The organism is Streptomyces sp. NPDC085460 (assembly GCF_044541975.1).
Lineage (GTDB): Bacteria > Actinomycetota > Actinomycetes > Streptomycetales > Streptomycetaceae > Streptomyces.
This window is the reverse complement of record NZ_JBITTO010000022.1, coordinates 17,888-34,760: the sequence shown is the minus strand read 5'-3', so window position 1 is coordinate 34,760 and position 16,873 is coordinate 17,888. Positions and strand designations below refer to the sequence as shown.

Genomic DNA, 16,873 nt, shown 5'->3' with positions numbered 1-16,873 from the left:
CGTTCCTGTTTCCAGGCCCTCCGGGCGCTTCCTTCGTTTCCGACTCTATCAGATCTTTCCGATCCGATTTCCTCGGTGCTTTCCGGTCCCGAATTGTTTTTCTCGGGGCCTTCCGGCGGGGTCAAACATTACCAGGCTTTCTCGGTCCCCCTGACCACCCCTCCGCGCTCTCCGGTGGGAACCGGGGCAGGCAGAGGTGTAGACCACTGGGGTTAGGATCTGGCTTGATTGGTGCTGCCGACCCACGACTCAAAGCCGCGTTGGGGTCAGGCAGGAGTACGACAGTACATCCCACCGTCAGTAGAGGCAAATCGTTTCCGGTAGTCCCTAGGTCCGCCAACTGGTACGTCTCGTGCGGAACCGGGACTTCTTATGACTTACGCTTCTGAACAGTACGCGCCGCCCAGGACAGGTGTGGCGGCGCCACTCGATCTCCGCCCCTGGGAGGCTTCCCATGACAACCGTGACGTCGCCACTTGCTGGACGCGCCATCGGTCTCGCCAACGTTCCCGACCCGGTCTTCTCCGGTGCCATGGTCGGGCCCGGCACCGCCATCGATCCCGTACGTGAGGTCTCCGAGGCGGTCTCCCCCATCGACGGGGTCATCGTCTCCATGCACCCGCACGCCTTCGTCGTCGTGGACGGCGAGGGACACGGCGTGCTGACCCACCTCGGCATCGACACCGTGCAGCTCAACGGGGAGGGCTTCGAGCTCCTCGTCAACAAGGGGGACACCGTCACGCGCGGCCAGGCCGTCGTGCGGTGGAACCCCGCCGAGGTCGAGGCCGCCGGCAAGTCCCCCATCTGCCCCGTCGTCGCCCTCGAGGCCACGGCCGACTCGCTCTCCGGCGTCCGTGAGGACGGCGACGTGAAGGCCGGCGACCAGCTCTTCGACTGGAGCTGAACCCGCCGGTCCGTCGTCCCGACGGCCGCGAGTACGACATTCAACGCGGCGGCAACGGCCGCCGCTCTATCGGAGACGGGTGAGATGGAGACAACGCTGCGAGGCGTCGGCGTCAGCCACGGAGTGGCGATCGGCCAGGTGCGGCACATGGGCACGGCGGTCCTGGAACCGCCCGCCAAGTCGATTCCCGCCGAGGAGGCGGAGCGCGAACAGGGGCGCGCCCGTCAGGCGGTGGAGGCCGTTGCCGCGGATCTGATCGCGCGCGGCAACCTGGCCGGCGGTGAGGCCCAGGCCGTGCTGGAGGCCCAGGCGATGATCGCCCAGGACCCGGAGCTCATGGCCGACGTCGACCGCAGGGTCGCGGTCGGCAGCACGGCGGAGCGCGGCATCTACGACGCGTTCTCGCACTACCGTGAGCTGCTGGCGGGTGCCGGTGAGTACATGGCGGGCCGGGTCGCCGACCTGGACGACGTGCGGAACCGGATCGTCGCGCGGCTGCTCGGTGTGCCGATGCCCGGGGTTCCGGACAGCGACGAGCCGTACGTGCTCATCGCCCGCGACCTGGCGCCGGCGGACACGGCGCTGCTCGACCCGGCGCTGGTGCTCGGGTTCGTGACCGAGGAGGGCGGGCCGACCAGCCACAGCGCCATCCTGGCGCGTGCCCTGGGCGTGCCGGCCGTGGTGGCGCTGCCCGGCGCCGGCGAGCTGGCCGAGGGCACGGAGATCGCGGTGGACGGTTCCACCGGCGAGATCTTCGTCGACCCGAGCGAGGAGAAGAAGGCCGCGCTGACCAAGGCGGCCGAGGAGCGGAAGGCGGCGCTGTCCGCCTCCAGCGGTCCGGGCGCCACCTCGGACGGTCACAAGGTGCCGCTGCTCGCCAACGTCGGCGGGCCCGCCGACGTGCCGGCCGCGGTGGAGGCGGGCGCCGAGGGCGTCGGTCTGTTCCGTACCGAGTTCCTCTTCCTGGACGACAGCCAGAAGGCGCCGTCCGAGGAGAAGCAGGTCGAGGCGTACCGGAAGGTGCTGGAGGCGTTCCCCGAGGGCCGTGTGGTCGTGCGGGTGCTCGACGCCGGTGCCGACAAGCCGCTCGACTTCCTGACGCCGGTGGACGAGCCCAACCCGGCGCTGGGCGTCCGGGGTCTGCGGTCGCTGCTCGACCACCCCGAGGTGCTGCGGACGCAGCTGACCGCGCTGGCCAAGGCCGCCGAGGGTCTGCCCGTGTACCTGGAGGTCATGGCGCCGATGGTGGCCGACCGGACGGACGCGAAGGCGTTCGCCGACGCGTGCCGCGAGGCCGGGCTCCGGGCGAAGTTCGGCGCGATGGTGGAGATTCCGTCCGCCGCGCTGCGGGCCCGCTCGATCCTGCAGGAGGTCGAGTTCCTCTCGCTGGGCACCAACGACCTGGCGCAGTACACCTTCGCCGCCGACCGTCAGGTGGGTGCGGTGTCGCGGCTCCAGGACCCGTGGCAGCCGGCGCTGCTCGACCTGGTGGCGCTGTCCGCCGAGGCCGCCAAGGCCGAGGGCAAGAGCTGTGGCGTCTGTGGCGAGGCCGCCTCGGATCCGCTGCTCGCGTGTGTGCTGACGGGCCTGGGGGTCACCTCCCTCTCCATGGGCGCGGCGTCCATCCCGTACGTGCGGGCGACGCTGGCGAAGTACACGCTCGCGCAGTGCGAGCGCGCGGCGTCCGCGGCGCGTGCCGCGGACACGGCGCACGAGGCGCGGCTGGCCGCGCAGGCGGTGCTGTCCGGGGAGTGATCCCGGAGTCGTAGCGCGTGGTCCGGAGGGGCTTCCCGTCACCTGGTGGCGGGGAGCCCCTTCGTCGTGTCCGGGGTCAGGGGTGGTCCGGGCGGTGTTCGTGCGTGCCGGGGGCGAGGGGGAAGCCGGCGCGGTGGTCGACGCCGTGCTCGGGGGGCAGGGGTTCGCCGGTGCGGGCGTCGGTGCAGTAGGCGGCGAAGACCTCGGCCTCGGTGAGGGGGCTGAGGGTGCCGTCGGCGAGGCGCCAGCCGTGGAGCCGGTCGGGGCGGCCGGGGTGGGTGGCGCGCAGGACGAGGCCGCCCGGGGAGGTGAGGACGATCCCGGCGGCGAGCACGGCGGTGAACTCGGTGGCGGCGGTGGGGTCGTGGTGGTTGGTGCCGTGTTCGTCCCGGCGTGTGTGGAGCACGGCGAGCAGGTGGTCGTCGGCGGCGGGGACGCTGCAGACGAGGTGGTGGGTGCCCGTGCCCGCGCCGTCGAGGAGGCCGAGGAGCAGGCGGGTGGCGCGGTCGAAGGCGTCGCGGCCGAGGTCCAGGCCGCAGTCGGGGCAGTCTCCGGCTGTGGCGAGGACGGTGGTCGCGTACTCCCAGGTGGCGCGGCGGACCGCGGTGTCGACGAGTTCGGGGAGGAGGAGGGCGAGGGGCTGTCCGGTGTAGGTGACGCGGGCGCCGGTGGTGGCCAGGTGGTCGGTGAAGCGGCTGCGGCTGGTGGGGTCGTCGGGGGCGAGGCCGGTCTCGGCGCAGAAGGAGACGTACTCGTCGGGGTCGAAGAGGGCGACGGTGGTGTGGGTGCCCTGGCGGGCGAGGGTCTTGAGGAGCGCCTCGATCTCCTTGAGGTAGGTGGGGTGGTCGTCGAAGAGGAAGGTGCGGTAGCGGCGCATGGCCGCGAAGTCCTGTTCGTCGGCGAGGAGTCCGACGGTGCTGGGGATCTCGCGGCGCAGGGCGCGGCGGAGGCGGGTCGTGGTGCGGGTGGTGGTCGTCATGGCTCCCCCTCGGGTGTGGTGCGCCGATCACGGACGATCAGTGCTCACTCACCGTAACCGTCGTCACTGACAGTGGCGGTGGGGTGGGTTGCTCGACGCGGTGGCGGATGAGGCGGTGCTGGGCGGCGCCTGCGGCGACGAGGGCGAGGCCGAGGAGCGGCCAGGCGAGGGGGCCGACGGTCATGACGCCGGTGACGAGGAGGGGGCCGGCGAAGCGCTGGGTGGACTGGGCGAGGCCGTGGAAGCCGAGGTAGGCGCCCTGGGCGTCGGCGGGCGAGAGGGCTACGGAGAGCTCCCAGGAGGAGGTGGTGTGGATGATCTCGGCGAAGGTGAGGGCGGCGACCGCGACGGCGAGGGCGGTGATGGCGAAGGCGCGGCCGCCGGTGGCGGAGGCGGCGAGGGCGAGGGTGCCGACGACGAAGAGTCCGCCGAGGGGGACGAGGAGGCGGCGGGCGGCCCGGGTGGTGGCGCCGAAGCGGGCGAGGGGGACCTGGAAGAGGACGACGAGCACGGTGTTGAGGACGAGGAGGAGGGGGGCGAGACCGACGGGGGCGTCGGTGGCGTGGACGATCCAGAGGGGGACGGCCACCTGAAGGATGGTGTCGTGGAGGAAGAGGACGCCGTCGGTGGCGGTGTAGCCGAGGAAGGTGCGGTCGCGCCAGGGGCCGGTGGGCTTGGGGCGGGGGGCGTCGCCGGCGGCGGCGACGACGCGGGTGGGCGCGGGTGGTTCGGCGCAGCGCAGCGTGAGGACGGCGACGATCAGGTAGGAGACGACGTTACCGGCCAGGAGGTAGGTGTACGCGCGGTCGGAGCCGGAAGCCAGGGCGGCCGCGGCGCCCACGCCGCCGATGGACCAGCCGAGGTTGACGGTGGTGCGCTGGATGGCCTGGTAGCGGACGCGGTCGGGGCCCGCCTGGCGGGCGGCGTACAGCTTGATGAGGACGCTGCCGGCGCGGTCGGGGAGGGCGCCGAGGGCGGAGTAGAGGGTGAGGAGGAGGAAGTGGTCGGTGGTGAGGAGGGCGAGGAGGCCGGCTCCTCGCATGAGTTGGGTGGCGACGATGACGCGGACGAGGGGGAAGCGGTCGGCGAGGAGGCCGGCGAGTGGGGCTCCGGCTATGCCGACGCCGCCGGAGACGGTCATGAGGAGGCCGACCTGGGCGAGGCTCAGGCCGGAGACGTAGGTGAAGTAGAGGGCGGTGCAGCCGGCCCAGAGGCCGGTGCCCGTCTTGTCGATGATGCTGACGACGAGCATGCGGCGGCCGTCACGGCCTCCGGGGATGCGGTCGAGTGCTGCGCGGTGCCACGCGGACGGGCGGCTCACGTGTTTCCCCCCTTGACGCGAGTTATGTATTGATACATAGTTGTGAACGTGGCAACACAATATGCGATCGAAGGAACGACGGCCAAGGGAATTGCCGCGTCCGTGGAACGGGGCGTGGCCGAGGGCGAGCTCGCGCCGGGCGACGCGCTGCCCCCCGTACGGAAACTGGCGGACGAGCTGGGGGTCAGCCCCGGCACGGTGGCGACCGCGTACAAGGAACTGCGCGGGCGCGGGCTCGTCGTGACCCGGGGCCGGGGCGGGACGGTCGTGGCGGAGGCGCCTTCGGTGGCGTCCCGGCGCCCTCCGCGGATGCCGGAGGGACTGCGGGATCTGGCGAGCGGCCTGCCCGACCCCGCGTTCCTGCCGGTACTGCACCCGCCGGGCGACGTGGCACCGGTCTACGGTTCGCACCGGGCCGCTCCCCGGCTCGCCGCCCTGGAGGAGCTGACCCGCGCGTGGTTCCGGCGGGACGGGGTGCCCGCGGAGCGGGTGACCTTCGCGCACGGGGCGCTCGACTGCGTCGCCCGGATCCTCTCCGTGGAGCTGAGGCCCGGCGACGCCGTGGCCGTCGAGGATCCCGGCTTCCACCACCTGCTGGACCTGGTGCCCGCCCTGGGACTGCGGAGGGTGCCGGTCGCCGTCGACGGCGAGGGGATCACGCCGGACGCGGTGCGGGCGGCGCTGCGGGCCGGGGTCCGGGCGATCGTGTTCAGTCCCCGCGCGCAGTGCCCCACCGGGGCCTCGCTCACGCCCGCGCGGCGGGACGAACTGGGGGCGCTGTTCCAGGAGTTCCCCGAGGTCCTGGTGATCGAGGACGAATACCTCGCCGAGCTCGACGCTCCCCCGTCGCCCAGCGTGAGCGCGCTGCGGCCCGCCCGGTGGGCGCAGGTGCGCACGGTCTCGAAGCGGCTGGGCGTGGACCTGCGGTGGGCCGGGGTGACCGGGGACGAGGTGACGCTCGCCCGGCACGACGGCCGGATGCTGATGACCTCCGGCTGGGTCAGCCATGTGCTCCAGGAGACCGTCCTCCGGCTGTTCTCCGATCCGGAGGTGGCACGGCTCGTGGCGCGGGGGGAGGCCGCGTACGCCGAACGGCGGCGGGCCCTGGTCGACGCGCTGGGCGCGCGGGGGATCCACGCCGTCGGGGCCGGGGGGCTCAACGTGTGGGTGCCGGTGCGGGACGAGTCGGCGGTGGTCAACGGGCTGCGCACGCACGGCTGGTGGGTGGCGGCGGGCGCCCGGTTCCGGATCGACGCGCCGCCGGCCGTACGGATCACCGCGTCCACGCTCCTGCCGGAGTCGGCGGAACGGCTGGCCGGGGACATCGCGCGCGTGCTCGGCGACGCGCAGGCGACGTACGGGGGCTGAGCGAGGGCGTCGGCCCGCCGTCCGGGCTGACGAGTGGATCCAGTAGCTCGGATACTGGATCCGATCGTCTGTGGCGCGGGTCACGGGAACTCGGGCGAACCGGGGACCAGTACCTGGTGTGGAACAAGAGATGAGAGATCGTTTCCGGGCCGGGGATCCCTCCGCGCTCGGGGAGGCGTACGACGCGCACGCGCGGGTGCTCTTCCAGTACGCGTACCGCATGTGCGGCGACCGGGCCGCGGCCGAGGACGCCGTGTCCGCGACCTTCCTGGAGGCGTGGCGCTGCCGGGGCAGGGTCCACGCCGAGGGCGGGAGCCTGCGGCCGTGGCTGTTCGGCATCGCGACCAACGTGCTGCGCGGAGCCGCGCGGGAGGCCCGCCGGCGGGACGCGGCGCTGGCGCGGCTGCCCGACCGCGGGGTGCTGCCGGACTTCAGCGACGCGGTGGCGTCGCGGCTCGCCGACGAGGAACGGCTGCGGGCCGCGCGGGTGGCCCTCGGCCGGCTCCGCCGCCGCGAACGGGAGGTCTTCGGGCTCGTCGTGTGGGCCGGCCTCGACTACGCGACGGCCGGCGAGGCGCTGGGCGTCCCCGTCGGCACGGTGCGGTCCCGGCTCTCCCGGGCCCGGGAGCGGCTGCGGGCGCTCGCCGAGGCGGAACTGCGCTCCGCGCGCCGCGGACACGGCGGCCGGCCGGCACACGACGGACCGCCCGTGCCCAGGAAGGCCGGGCGTCGTCCCGTGCCCGAGGCCGTATCCCCGCCCGCGCCCCCGTCGGGGGCCGTCTCCCCCGGTGCCCCGTCCGGCGCCGCCGTGCCCGTGCGTACGGGTCGTACCGTCCTCGTCCCCCGAACCTCCCCGGAGAAGCCGGCATGAACGACATCGATTCCCGTCCCCAGGACGCCCTGCGCGCGGAGCTGACGGAGCTGCTGCCCCCGCCCGCCGTACCGGAGTTCGCGCCGGAGCGGGAGCGGGAGCTGCGGCGGACTCTGATGGCCGCGGCCCGCCCCGCGCGCCCTGCGGCGTGGTGGACCCGGAAGGCGGTGCGGTTCGCCGTGCCCGCCGTGGTGTGCGGCATCGCGGCCGGGGCGGTGCTGGTCACCGCTCCCCCGGAGACCCGCGACCAGCGCCCGGCCGTACAGGCCGAGGGTGCCTCCGCGGTGCTGTCGCGGGCCGCGCTCGCGGCCGCCTCCGCGCCCGCGCCGGACGCGCGGCCGGATCAGTTCGTGTACGTGGAGAGCCTGGTGTCCCGGGCCGGGCGTCCGGCCGGTGGCGGGCCCGCCGTCGTGGCACCGGCGCACCGGCGGCAGGTGTGGCTGTCGGCGGACGGGAGCCGGACCGGGCTGCTGCGGGAGGCGGGCTCCGCCGACGAGGAGTTGTCGCCCCGGCTGCCCGTGTACGAGCTGGACGGGCCCGGTGCCGAGCCCCGGAAGACGTCCATGGAGGCGGGCGAGCCGTCGGTGACCGCACCGACGCACACCTTCGTGGCGGGGCTGCCGACCGATCCGGAGGCGCTGCTGCGGCTGGTGCGGGAGCAGACGCGGGCGGACGGCGGGGACGCGGACCAGCGGGCGTTCGGCGCGATCGGGACGCTGCTGGCCGAGACCTGGGCGCCGCCGAAGGTGACGGCGGCGCTGTTCGAGGCGGCCGCGCGGATCCCGGGCGTCGTGACCGTGCCCTCGGCGCGGGACGCGGCCGGCCGGGAGGGCGTGGCCGTGGCCCGTACCTCCGGCGGTGAGCGGACCCAGTGGGTCTTCGACCGGTCGACGTCCGCCTTCCTCGGGGAGCGGACGGTGCTCGTGGCCGCGTCGGACGCCGGTCCCCCCGGGACGGTGCTGAGCGAGACGGCGGTGCTCACCAAGGCCGCCGTGGCCCGTGCCGGGCAGCTGCCCGGCTGAATCCGGCCCGTCGTGGAGGGGCGCCCCGGCGTGGGGCGCCCCTTCGGCGCGTCAGGCGCGGCGGGCCGCCGCGAGGGCCTCGTAGAAGCGCAGGAGGTCGAGGTTGTCGACGGAGCCCGCGTTGACGGCCTTCTCCAGGGGGGTGCCCTGGAGGAGGCGCTTGACCGGCACCTCGATGCGCTTGCCGGTGAGGGTGTGCGGGACGCCCGGGACCTCGATGATCTCGTCGGGGACGTGACGGGGCGACAGTTCGGCGCGGATGGTGCTCCTGATCCGGGCGATCAGCTCGTCGTCCAGGGTCACGCCGTCGGCGAGGTGCACGAAGAGCGGCATCCAGTAGCCGCCGTCCGGTTCCTCCAGGCCGATGACGAGGGACTCACGGATCTCGGGGAGGCGTTCCACGGCCTCGTAGATATCGGCGCTTCCCATCCGAACGCCCTGACGGTTGAGGGTGGAGTCGGAGCGGCCGTGGATGATCACCGAGCCGTGGTCGGTGATCGTGATCCAGTCGCCGTGCCGCCACACGCCGGGGAACATCTCGAAGTAGCTGTCGCGGTAGCGGCTGCCGTCGGGGTCGTTCCAGAAGTGGATCGGCATGGACGGCATGGGGTTGGTGACGACGAGCTCGCCGACCTCCCCGATGACCGGCTTGCCGGACGGGTCCCATGCCTGGAGGTCGGTGCCGAGGCCGGCGGCCTGGAGCTCGCCGATGTGCACGGGAAGGGTGGGGACGGCGCCGGCGAAGCAGGAGCAGACGTCGGTGCCGCCGCTGACGCTGGCGATCCACAGGTTCTCGCGGACCTCGTCGTGGAGCCAGCGGAAGCCGTCGGGCGGCAGCGGGGAGCCGGTGGTGGCGACGCACTTCACGGCGGACAGGTCGAAGTCGCGGCCCGGGTGCACCTCGGCCTTGGCGCAGGCCATCACGTAGGCGGCGGAGGTGCCGTACAGGGTGGCGCCGGTGCGCTCGGCGATCCGCCACTGGGCGCCGGTGTCCGGGAAGCCGGGGCTGCCGTCGTAGAGGACGACGGTGGTGCCGGTGAGGAGGCCGGAGACCAGGAAGTTCCACATCATCCAGCCGGTGGACGTGTACCAGAAGAAGACGTCCTCGGGGCCCAGGTCGCAGTGGAGGCCCAGCTGCTTGAGGTGCTCGACGAGGATGCCGCCCTGGGACTGGACGATGGCCTTCGGCAGGCCGGTGGTGCCGGAGGAGTACAGGACCCACAGGGGGTGCGCGAAGGGCACCTGCTCGAAGACCGGCTCCACGTCGGCGGCGACCATCCGGTCCCAGTCGAGGGCGCCCTCGGGGGCCGGGGTGCCCAGGAGCGGGATGTGGACGACGGCGCGGAGGGTGGGGAGTTCGGCACGCAGCTCGGCGACGGTGTCGCGGCGGTCGTGCTCCTTGCCGCCGTAGCGGTAGCCGTCGACGGTGAAGAGGACGACCGGCTCGACCTGCTGGAAGCGGTCGAGGACGGAGCGGGCGCCGAAGTCGGGGGCGCAGGAGGTCCAGACGCCGCCGACGGCGGCGGTGGCGAGGAGGGCGACGACGGCCTGGGGGACGTTCGGCAGGTAGCCGCTGACGCGGTCGCCGGGGCGGACGCCGAGAGCGCGCAGCTCGGCGGCGAGGGAGCCGACCTGGCGGCGCAGTTCGGCCCAGGTGAGGGGGGCCGGCTCGTGGGTCTCGTCCACGTGGAGGAGCGCGGTGTCGTGGGGGCGCTCGTCGGCGGCGCGCAGGGCGTGCTCGGCGTAGTTGAGGGTGGCGCCGGGGAACCAGTCGGCGCCGGGCATGGCGCGGTCGCCGAGCACGCGCGCGTAGGGGGTGGAGAAGCGGACGTCGAACCATTCGGCGACGGCCTGCCAGAAGGTCTCCGGCTCCTCGACGGACCAGCGGTGCAGGGCCGGGTATCCGCCGTCGGCCGGGGCGCCGTGGTGTTCGGCGGCCCACGCCTGGAATCGGGTGACGGCGGCGTGGGCGATGCGCTCCTCGTCCGGCTGCCAGAGCGGCTCGGTCGGCTCGGTCGGCGCAGTTGTCATCGGGTGGCTCCCTGGCTGTACGCGGGTCGGCGTGTGTCGCGCGCACGTGCGGGGGTGTGCGCGTGACGCGGCTGACAGGACGATGCCATGGGAGCGGCTTTCGCACCAGGGCCGCCCGCACATGGTCGGAGAGTTGAACATGTGCTCCCACCACGGGTGAACGGCAGCTGAACGAGGCTCGCATCGCCGCTGGTGGGTGGCAGGGTGACCCCCATGGACGGTCGTGGACTGGTGCGTTCGGTGAGGGAGTTCGGTTCGGTGCGGGGGCTCAGGACGGTACGGGCGGCGTGGCGGCAGCGCCGGGCGGACGCGGCGGGGCTGCCGGCCCGGGGGGCGGAGCGGGCCCGGGTGCCGGGTCTCGCGGAGGGGGCGGAGGGGCTGCCGGGCGGGGGGATCGTGCGGTTCGCCCGGTCGTCGCTGCGGGTGTGCGTGTCGTCGGGCGGCACGGTCTTCTGGGGGTGGGACGGGGCGGAGCCCGAGCCGTCGTACGCGCTGGCGGGCCCGGCGCCGGAGCCGGACCCCCGGGCGGTCCTGGAGCCGGACACGGACGGCGGCTGGCGGGTGGTGTCGGAGCGGGTGACGGTGGCGGTCTCGCGGCACGGGGCGGTCGAGGTCCGTACGCCCGGAGGGGTGATGCTCCGCCGCGATCTGCCGCCGCGCTGGTGGGAGCCGGTGGGCGGGGGGCCGTCGCGGTGGGCGCAGCGGGCCGAGGTGCCGGCGGACGCGCGGTTCTTCGGGCTGGGCGGGCGGGCGGCGGGGCCGCGGCTCCGGGACGGCTCGTACCGGCTGTGGAACACGGACCCGAAGGGCCGGTTCGGGCCGGAGGACGATCCGCTGTACATCACGATGCCGGTGCAGTTCGTCGTCGCGGACGCGGGTACGCACCTGGCCTTCCACGACAACTCGTGGGACGGGCGGGTGACGCTCGCGGAGGGCGAGGAGGGGGCCGGGTCGGGGCACGACCGGCCGGGCACCAGCGAGCTGCGGATGGAGGGCGGGCCGCTGCGCTGCTGGGTGGTCGTCGGGACCCCCGCGCGCGTGCTGCACCACTGGGCCGCGCTCACCGGGGCGCCGGCGCTTCCGCCGGCGTGGGCGCTGGGGCCGCAGCACGCGCGCTGGGGGTTCGGCAGCGCGGCGGAGGTGCGGCGGGTGGTGGCCGGTTACCGGGAGCGGGGGCTGCCGCTGTCGGCGGTCCATCTGGACATCGACCACTACGACGGACACCGGGTGTTCACGGTGGACCGGCAGCGCTTCCCGGACCTGCCGGGGCTCGCCGAGGAGCTGCGGGCGGAGGGCGTGCGGCTGGTGTCGATCGTGGACCCGGCGGTCGCGGCGGAGCCGGGGAACGTGCTGTACGAGGAGGGGCGGGCCGCGGGGGCGTTCGTGCGGGACGCGCGCGGGGCGGAGGTGCGGGGGGTGGTGTGGCCCGGGGAGTGCGCCTTCCCGGACTTCACGGATCCGGCGGTGCGGGAGTGGTGGGGCGGCCTGTACGAGGAGCGGCTGCGGCAGGGCTTCTCGGGCGTGTGGCACGACATGAACGAGCCGGTGTCGTTCGCGGCGTTCGGCGACCCGACGCTGCCCCGGTCGGCCCGGCACCACCTGGACGGGCGGGGCGGCGACCACCGGGAGGCGCACAACGTGTACGGGCTCCTGATGGCACGGGCGGGCCACGAGGGGCTGCGGCGGCTGCGGCCCGAGGAGCGGCCGTTCCTGTTCACGCGCGCGGGGTGGGCGGGGATGCAGCGGTACGGGGGCACCTGGTCCGGCGACGTGGCCACCGGGTGGCCCGGGCTGCGGGCCTCGCTGGCGCTGGTCCTGGGGCTCGGCCTGTGCGGGGTGCCGTACTCGGGGCCGGATGTGGGCGGTTTCGACGGGAGCCCGTCGCCGGAGCTGTTCCTGCGCTGGTACCAGCTGGGCGCCTGGCTGCCGCTGTTCCGGACGCACGCGGCGCTGGACGCGGGGCGGCGCGAGCCGTGGGAGTTCGGCCCGGAGGTGCTGGAGCACGCGCGTGTGGCGCTGGCCGAACGGGAGCGGCTGCACCCGTACTTCGTGACCCTGTCCCGGCTCGCGCGGATGACGGGCGCGCCCTATGTGCGGCCGGTGTGGTGGGGGACGCCGGAGGACCGGCTGCTGCGGGAGTGCGACGACGCGTTCCTGCTCGGCGACGCGCTGCTCGTGGCCCCCGTGCTGCACCGGGGGGCGGACCGGCGGGCGGTACGGCTGCCGCGCGGGCGCTGGTACGACACGGCGACCGGCGCGGCGTACGAGGGTCCTGGGCAGGTGCTGCTCGACGCGCCCCTCGCGCGCGTGCCGGTGCTGGCCCGCGCGGGGGCGGTCCTGCCGGTGCGGGGGGACGACGGGGAGCCGGCCCTTGAGGTGTGGGCCCCCGCGGCGGGGCGGACGGGCGGCGGGCTCGTCGTCCGCGACACCGGCGACGGCTGGGAGCCGGGGGAGATCGAGCGGTACCAGTCGCGGCTCGTGGAGGGCCGGGTGGTGGTGGAGCGGGTGACGGAGGACGGGCCGGTGGCGGCGGAGCTGCCGGTGCGGGTGCGGGGGGTGTGAACCGCCGGTGCGTGGGTGGGGGTGTGAGGGGGCGGGTGGGCCGTTCGGGCGGGGTTGTCGGACCCTCCGCCTAGCATCCGGAGCATGAACCCCGAAGCCCTGCTGGGCGCTGATGTCGAGCTTCCCCCCGGCCGCCTGATCACGGCGGAAGGAGGGGACGGCCGGACGCTGCCGTTGTGGTCGAGCGACGGGCCCGCGCCCTTCGGGGCGTGGGGGCGGATACGGGCCGCGCACGCGCGGACCGGGCTGTGGCCGCTGCTGCTCGAACCCCTGCGCGCGGACGACGAGGAATTCCGGCCGTGGGCGTCGGGGGAGCTGTACCCGGAGGGGATGTCCCGGCCCTCCGAGCACGACCCCGCGGCTCTGCTCGCCGCGTGGTGGGAGGGGTGCACCTCGGTCGACGAGGAGGACGATCACCTCTCCGCGGACCAGCGGCTCGCCGTCACCGCCCCCTACGGCGCGGTCTGGCCGGGACTCGCGGCCGGGCGGACCGTGACGGAGGACCCCGACGCGCTCGCGGCGGACCACGCCGACGTGCTCCTGTCCTTCGGCACCGAGGCACGCCTCGGGCTGGTCGAGGCCGGCTCGGGGGCGGAGGCGCTGGCCGTCGCGGGCTGGTCGGGTCCCGCCAACCACGCGAGCGACACGGCGCGGATCGCCGCGGTCGTCGCCGACTGGGAACGGCGCTTCGGGGCGCGGGTGTTCGCCGTCGGGTTCGACACGCTGCGGCTCTCCGTCGCCGCTCCCCCGGCCACCCTGGAGGAGGCGCTGCCGGTCGCCGCCGAGCACTTCGCCTTCTGCCCCGACAACGTGTGGCAGGGGCACTCCAGGGACCTCAGGGCGTACGCGGAGCGGCTGGTGGGCGCCGATCTGTGGACCTTCTGGTGGGACTGAGCCGCGAGGCCCGGGGGGTCAGCCGTACGCGCCGGCGAACCACTTCCTCATGGCCTCGGTGTGGAGGGGGAAGACCAGTTCGCGCGGTTCCGGCACGACGAGGCGGGCCGAGGTCTCCGGGGTCGGCGTGAAGGCGGGGAGCTCGTCCGCCGGGACCGGCGGGAGGAGGCCGAAGACCAGGAGGTGCTCGGGGGAGCCGAGGACGTCGGCGAGGCGGACGGCGGCGGGGTCGGCGTCCAGGCCGGTCTCCTCGCGGAGTTCGCGGACGACGGCGGTGCGCCAGTCCTCGCCGTGGTCGATGAAGCCGCCGGGGAGGGCGGTGCCGCCGTGGCCGGGGTGGATGGCCCGGGTGATGGCGAGGAGGCCGGTGCCCCGGGACGCGGTGACGGGGAGGAGGGCGACGGCGACGGGGAGGGGGTTGCGGTAGGCGGTGGTGGAGCAGCCCGGGCAGGTCCGGGGCCAGGTGGTGGTTCCGGCGGGGTACGGGGCTCCGCAGGCCGAGCAGTGGGAGTGGAGGACGGGGGGCGCGGGCGCGATGTCGGTCACCCGTGGACCGTACGCGATGGGGGTTTCCCGGCGGGGGCGGAACTGGTAGACCCGGTGCGCATGACTGGACTTGCCTCTGCCCTGCGCTCCCTCGCCGTCACCGGCGCCGCCGTCCTCCTCGCCTGTACGGGGGTGGTCGCCGCGCCCGCCGTCGCCGCGCCCGAGCCGAAGGCGCCGCGGGAGTTCGTGGCGCTGGACTCGGTGGACCGGACGATCCTCCAGGAGATGCGGTACACCACCGCGCACAACTTCGTGGGCGAGGTGATCGACGGCTACCGGCAGCCGCTGTGCCTGCTGACCCGGCCCGCGGCCGAGGCACTGCACCGGGCGCAGCGGCGGCTGCTGGCCCGGGGGTACACGCTGAAGGTGTACGACTGCTACCGGCCGCAGCGGGCGGTGGACCACTTCGTGCGCTGGGCAAAGGACCTGGCGGACGAGCGGATGAAGGCGGAGTTCTATCCGCTGGTGGCCAAGGAGCGGCTGTTCGCGGACGGTTACATCGCGGAGAAGTCCGGGCACAGCCGGGGTTCGACGGTGGACCTGACGGTCGTGCGGCTGCCGGCGGTACCCACGCGCGCGTACGTGCCGGGCGAGGAGCTGTCCTCGTGCACCGGGCCCCGGAAGGAGCGGTTCCCGGACAGCTCGGTGGACATGGGGACCGGGTACGACTGCTTCGACACGCTCTCGCACACCGACGACCCCCGGATCACCGGCGTCCAGCGGGCGAACCGGCAGTTCCTGAAGGGCGTGCTGGAGGCGGAGGGGTTCGTGAACCTGCCCGAGGAGTGGTGGCACTTCACGTTCAAGCCCGAGCCGTTCCCGTCGACGTTCTTCGACTTCCCGGTGGCGCGGAGGTCGGTGGCCGGGCACTGACGTCTTCCCCCTCCTGGAGGCCCGTGCCAGACTCGGCACCAGAGTTCTGACACTTCGTCAGATCAGTGGGAGGTTCCGGAGATGGCACGGACGCGCAGGCCGGTGGTGGAAGGCTGGTTCACCGGCGACACGGTCCCGGACGGGGAGTTCCGGCTCCTCGCCACCCGCTGCCCGGCCTGCGCGGCGGTCTTCTTCCCGCGCGTGGACGACGTCTGCCGCAACCCGGACTGCGCCGGCGACGGTCCGCTCGACGAGCTGCCGCTCCCGCCGCGCGGGCGGGTGTGGTCGTACACCGACGGGCGCTACCGGCCGCCCCTGCCGTACGTCTCCGACCCGGACGTGCCCTGGGAGCCGTACGTCCTGCTCGCGGTCGAGCTCGCCGCCGAGGGGATGGTGGTACTCGGGCAGGCCGCGCCCGGGGTGCGGACGGCGGACCTCGCGGTGGGGATGGAGGTCGAGGTGGTGCCCGGCGTGCTGAACGAGGACGCCGCGCACACCTGGACCACCTGGCACTGGCGGCCCGTGAGGACGACGGAGGACCGCGCGTGAACGACATCGCCGTCATCGGGGCCGGGATGCACCCCTGGGGCAAGTGGGGGCGGAGCTTCGTCTCGTACGGGACCGCCGCCGCCCGCGCCGCGCTCGCCGACGCGGGCGTGCGGTGGTCGGACATCGGATCCATCGTCGGGGCCGACACCGTGCGGTGCGGCTATCCCGGGTACGTGGCCGGGGCGACCTTCGCGCAGGCACTCGGCTGGCAGGGGGCGCGGGTGACCAGCGTCTACGCGGCCTGCGCGTCGGGCGCCCAGGCCATCGGGGCGGCCCGGGCGCAGATCCTGGCCGGGCTCGCCGACGCGGTCCTCGTCGTCGGCGCGGACTCCGCCCCCAAGGGGTTCTTCGCACCCGCCGGCGGGGAGCGGCCGGACGATCCGGACTGGCTGCGGTTCCGGGTCCTCGGCGCCACCAACCCCGCGTACTTCGCGCTGTACGCCCGCCGCAGAATGGCCCTGTACGGGGACACCGCCGAGGACTTCGCCCAGGTGAAGGTGAAGAACGCGGCGGCCGGGGCGCTCAACCCGTACGCCCGCTACCGGAAGCCGGTGACGCCCGAGGAGGTCGCCGCCTCCGCCGTCGTCGCCGATCCGCTGCGGCTCCTCGACATCTGCGCCACCTCCGACGGCGGGGCGGCGCTCGTCCTCTCCAGCCTGGACTTCGCGCGCCGGCACGGGCACCCGGACCCGGTGCGGATCCGGGCGGTGTCGACGGTCTCCCCCACCTACCCCAGGACCGTCCTCGACCTGCCCGACATCGCCACCGACTCGACCACCGCCGTCGCGCCCCCGCCGCACCCGTTCCGCGCGTCGATCGCGCGGGCGGCGTACGAGGAGGCCGGGCTCGGTCCCGGGGACCTGTCCCTGGCCGAGGTGTACGACCTGTCCACCGCCCTGGAACTGGAGTGGTACGAGGACATCGGCCTGTGCGGGCGCGGCGAGGGCGCCAAGCTGCTCAGGGACGGGGCGACCCGGCTCGGCGGCGCGCTGCCGGTGAATGCGAGCGGCGGGCTCGCCTCCTTCGGGGAGGCCGTGCCCGCGCAGGCGATCGCCCAGGTCTGCGAGCTGACCTGGCAGCTGCGGGGCACGGCGGGCGACCGGCAGGTGCCGGGGGCGCGGGCCGGGATCACCGCCAACCAGGGCCTGTTCGGGCACGGTTCGGCGGTGGTGGCGGTCCGCTGACCCGCCGGCCGGGA

The 16,873-nt window shown here is 74.5% G+C and carries 14 protein-coding genes; 10 read left to right on the top strand and 4 right to left on the bottom strand.

Annotation, left to right across the window (positions count from 1 at the left end):
* Window positions 1–454: 454 nt before the first annotated feature.
* Both ACIGHB_RS33955 and ptsP read left to right on the top strand, forming a co-directional pair.
* A complete protein-coding gene (locus ACIGHB_RS33955; protein WP_360319555.1) occupies window positions 455–904 on the top strand; it encodes a PTS glucose transporter subunit IIA in 450 nt (149 codons plus the stop codon).
* An 84-nt stretch (window positions 905–988) separates the two neighbouring features.
* Window positions 989–2,659 (top strand): phosphoenolpyruvate--protein phosphotransferase, encoded by a 1,671-nt coding sequence (ptsP, locus tag ACIGHB_RS33950; protein WP_360319553.1) that lies wholly within the window; start codon window positions 989–991, stop codon window positions 2,657–2,659.
* 76 nt (window positions 2,660–2,735) lie between these two features.
* Here ptsP and ACIGHB_RS33945 read toward each other — a convergent pair whose 3' ends face one another.
* Window positions 2,736–3,638, bottom strand: coding sequence for a hypothetical protein (locus ACIGHB_RS33945; protein ID WP_399918666.1), 903 nt, complete (start codon window positions 3,636–3,638; stop codon window positions 2,736–2,738).
* Between the two features lie 37 nt (window positions 3,639–3,675).
* Window positions 3,676–4,959: an MFS transporter gene (locus ACIGHB_RS33940; RefSeq protein WP_399918664.1), complete on the bottom strand. Its 1,284-nt coding sequence runs from the start codon at window positions 4,957–4,959 to the stop codon at window positions 3,676–3,678.
* A gap of 48 nt (window positions 4,960–5,007) precedes the next feature.
* Between ACIGHB_RS33940 and ACIGHB_RS33935 the strand changes: the two genes are divergently transcribed.
* The 3 genes from ACIGHB_RS33935 (at window position 5,008) to ACIGHB_RS33925 (ending at window position 8,220) form a co-directional block, all read left to right on the top strand.
* Window positions 5,008–6,327, top strand: coding sequence for a GntR family transcriptional regulator (locus tag ACIGHB_RS33935; RefSeq protein WP_399918662.1), 1,320 nt, complete (start codon window positions 5,008–5,010; stop codon window positions 6,325–6,327).
* A 130-nt stretch (window positions 6,328–6,457) separates the two neighbouring features.
* Complete coding sequence (locus ACIGHB_RS33930) at window positions 6,458–7,198, top strand: sigma-70 family RNA polymerase sigma factor (RefSeq protein WP_399918660.1); 741 nt, start codon at window positions 6,458–6,460, stop codon at window positions 7,196–7,198.
* Window positions 7,195–8,220, top strand: a complete 1,026-nt coding sequence (locus ACIGHB_RS33925; protein WP_399918659.1) for a CU044_5270 family protein — start codon at window positions 7,195–7,197, stop codon at window positions 8,218–8,220. Before ACIGHB_RS33930 ends, ACIGHB_RS33925 begins: the two co-directional genes overlap by 4 nt.
* 51 nt (window positions 8,221–8,271) lie before the next feature.
* Here ACIGHB_RS33925 and ACIGHB_RS33920 read toward each other — a convergent pair whose 3' ends face one another.
* A complete protein-coding gene (locus tag ACIGHB_RS33920; RefSeq protein ID WP_399918657.1) occupies window positions 8,272–10,251 on the bottom strand; it encodes an acetoacetate--CoA ligase in 1,980 nt (659 codons plus the stop codon).
* A 213-nt stretch (window positions 10,252–10,464) separates the two neighbouring features.
* Here ACIGHB_RS33920 and ACIGHB_RS33915 point away from each other — a divergent pair, with 213 nt between their 5' ends.
* Complete coding sequence (locus ACIGHB_RS33915) at window positions 10,465–12,813, top strand: glycoside hydrolase family 31 protein (RefSeq protein WP_399918655.1); 2,349 nt, start codon at window positions 10,465–10,467, stop codon at window positions 12,811–12,813.
* Between the two features lie 84 nt (window positions 12,814–12,897).
* Window positions 12,898–13,707, top strand: coding sequence for a DUF4253 domain-containing protein (locus ACIGHB_RS33910; protein WP_399918653.1), 810 nt, complete (start codon window positions 12,898–12,900; stop codon window positions 13,705–13,707).
* An 18-nt stretch (window positions 13,708–13,725) separates the two neighbouring features.
* Here the strand turns inward: ACIGHB_RS33910 and ACIGHB_RS33905 are convergent, their stop codons facing one another.
* A complete protein-coding gene (locus ACIGHB_RS33905; protein ID WP_399918651.1) occupies window positions 13,726–14,253 on the bottom strand; it encodes an NUDIX domain-containing protein in 528 nt (175 codons plus the stop codon).
* Between the two features lie 60 nt (window positions 14,254–14,313).
* Between ACIGHB_RS33905 and ACIGHB_RS33900 the strand changes: the two genes are divergently transcribed.
* The 3 genes from ACIGHB_RS33900 (at window position 14,314) to ACIGHB_RS33890 (ending at window position 16,859) form a co-directional block, all read left to right on the top strand.
* Window positions 14,314–15,126, top strand: coding sequence for a M15 family metallopeptidase (locus ACIGHB_RS33900; protein ID WP_399918649.1), 813 nt, complete (start codon window positions 14,314–14,316; stop codon window positions 15,124–15,126).
* 81 nt (window positions 15,127–15,207) lie between these two features.
* Entirely contained in the window at window positions 15,208–15,675 is a 468-nt protein-coding gene (locus tag ACIGHB_RS33895; RefSeq protein ID WP_399918647.1) for a Zn-ribbon domain-containing OB-fold protein, read from the top strand.
* A complete protein-coding gene (locus tag ACIGHB_RS33890; protein ID WP_360319529.1) occupies window positions 15,672–16,859 on the top strand; it encodes a lipid-transfer protein in 1,188 nt (395 codons plus the stop codon). The genes ACIGHB_RS33895 and ACIGHB_RS33890 overlap by 4 nt, the downstream gene beginning before the upstream one ends.
* Window positions 16,860–16,873: the final 14 nt, after the last annotated feature.

Bases quoted from the DNA above. Each gene is read 5' to 3' on its own strand.
- ACIGHB_RS33910 (WP_399918653.1), top strand. From the start codon at position 12,898: ATGAACCCCGAAGCCCTGCTGGGCGCTGATGTCGAGCTTCCCCCCGGC.
- ACIGHB_RS33915 (WP_399918655.1), top strand. From the start codon at position 10,465: ATGGACGGTCGTGGACTGGTGCGTTCGGTGAGGGAGTTCGGTTCGGTG.
- ACIGHB_RS33900 (WP_399918649.1), top strand. From the start codon at position 14,314: ATGACTGGACTTGCCTCTGCCCTGCGCTCCCTCGCCGTCACCGGCGCC.
- ACIGHB_RS33920 (WP_399918657.1), bottom strand. From the start codon at position 10,251: ATGACAACTGCGCCGACCGAGCCGACCGAGCCGCTCTGGCAGCCGGAC.
- ACIGHB_RS33925 (WP_399918659.1), top strand. From the start codon at position 7,195: ATGAACGACATCGATTCCCGTCCCCAGGACGCCCTGCGCGCGGAGCTG.
- ACIGHB_RS33945 (WP_399918666.1), bottom strand. From the start codon at position 3,638: ATGACGACCACCACCCGCACCACGACCCGCCTCCGCCGCGCCCTGCGC.
- ACIGHB_RS33955 (WP_360319555.1), top strand. From the start codon at position 455: ATGACAACCGTGACGTCGCCACTTGCTGGACGCGCCATCGGTCTCGCC.
- ACIGHB_RS33930 (WP_399918660.1), top strand. From the start codon at position 6,458: ATGAGAGATCGTTTCCGGGCCGGGGATCCCTCCGCGCTCGGGGAGGCG.
- ACIGHB_RS33895 (WP_399918647.1), top strand. From the start codon at position 15,208: ATGGCACGGACGCGCAGGCCGGTGGTGGAAGGCTGGTTCACCGGCGAC.
- ptsP (WP_360319553.1), top strand. From the start codon at position 989: ATGGAGACAACGCTGCGAGGCGTCGGCGTCAGCCACGGAGTGGCGATC.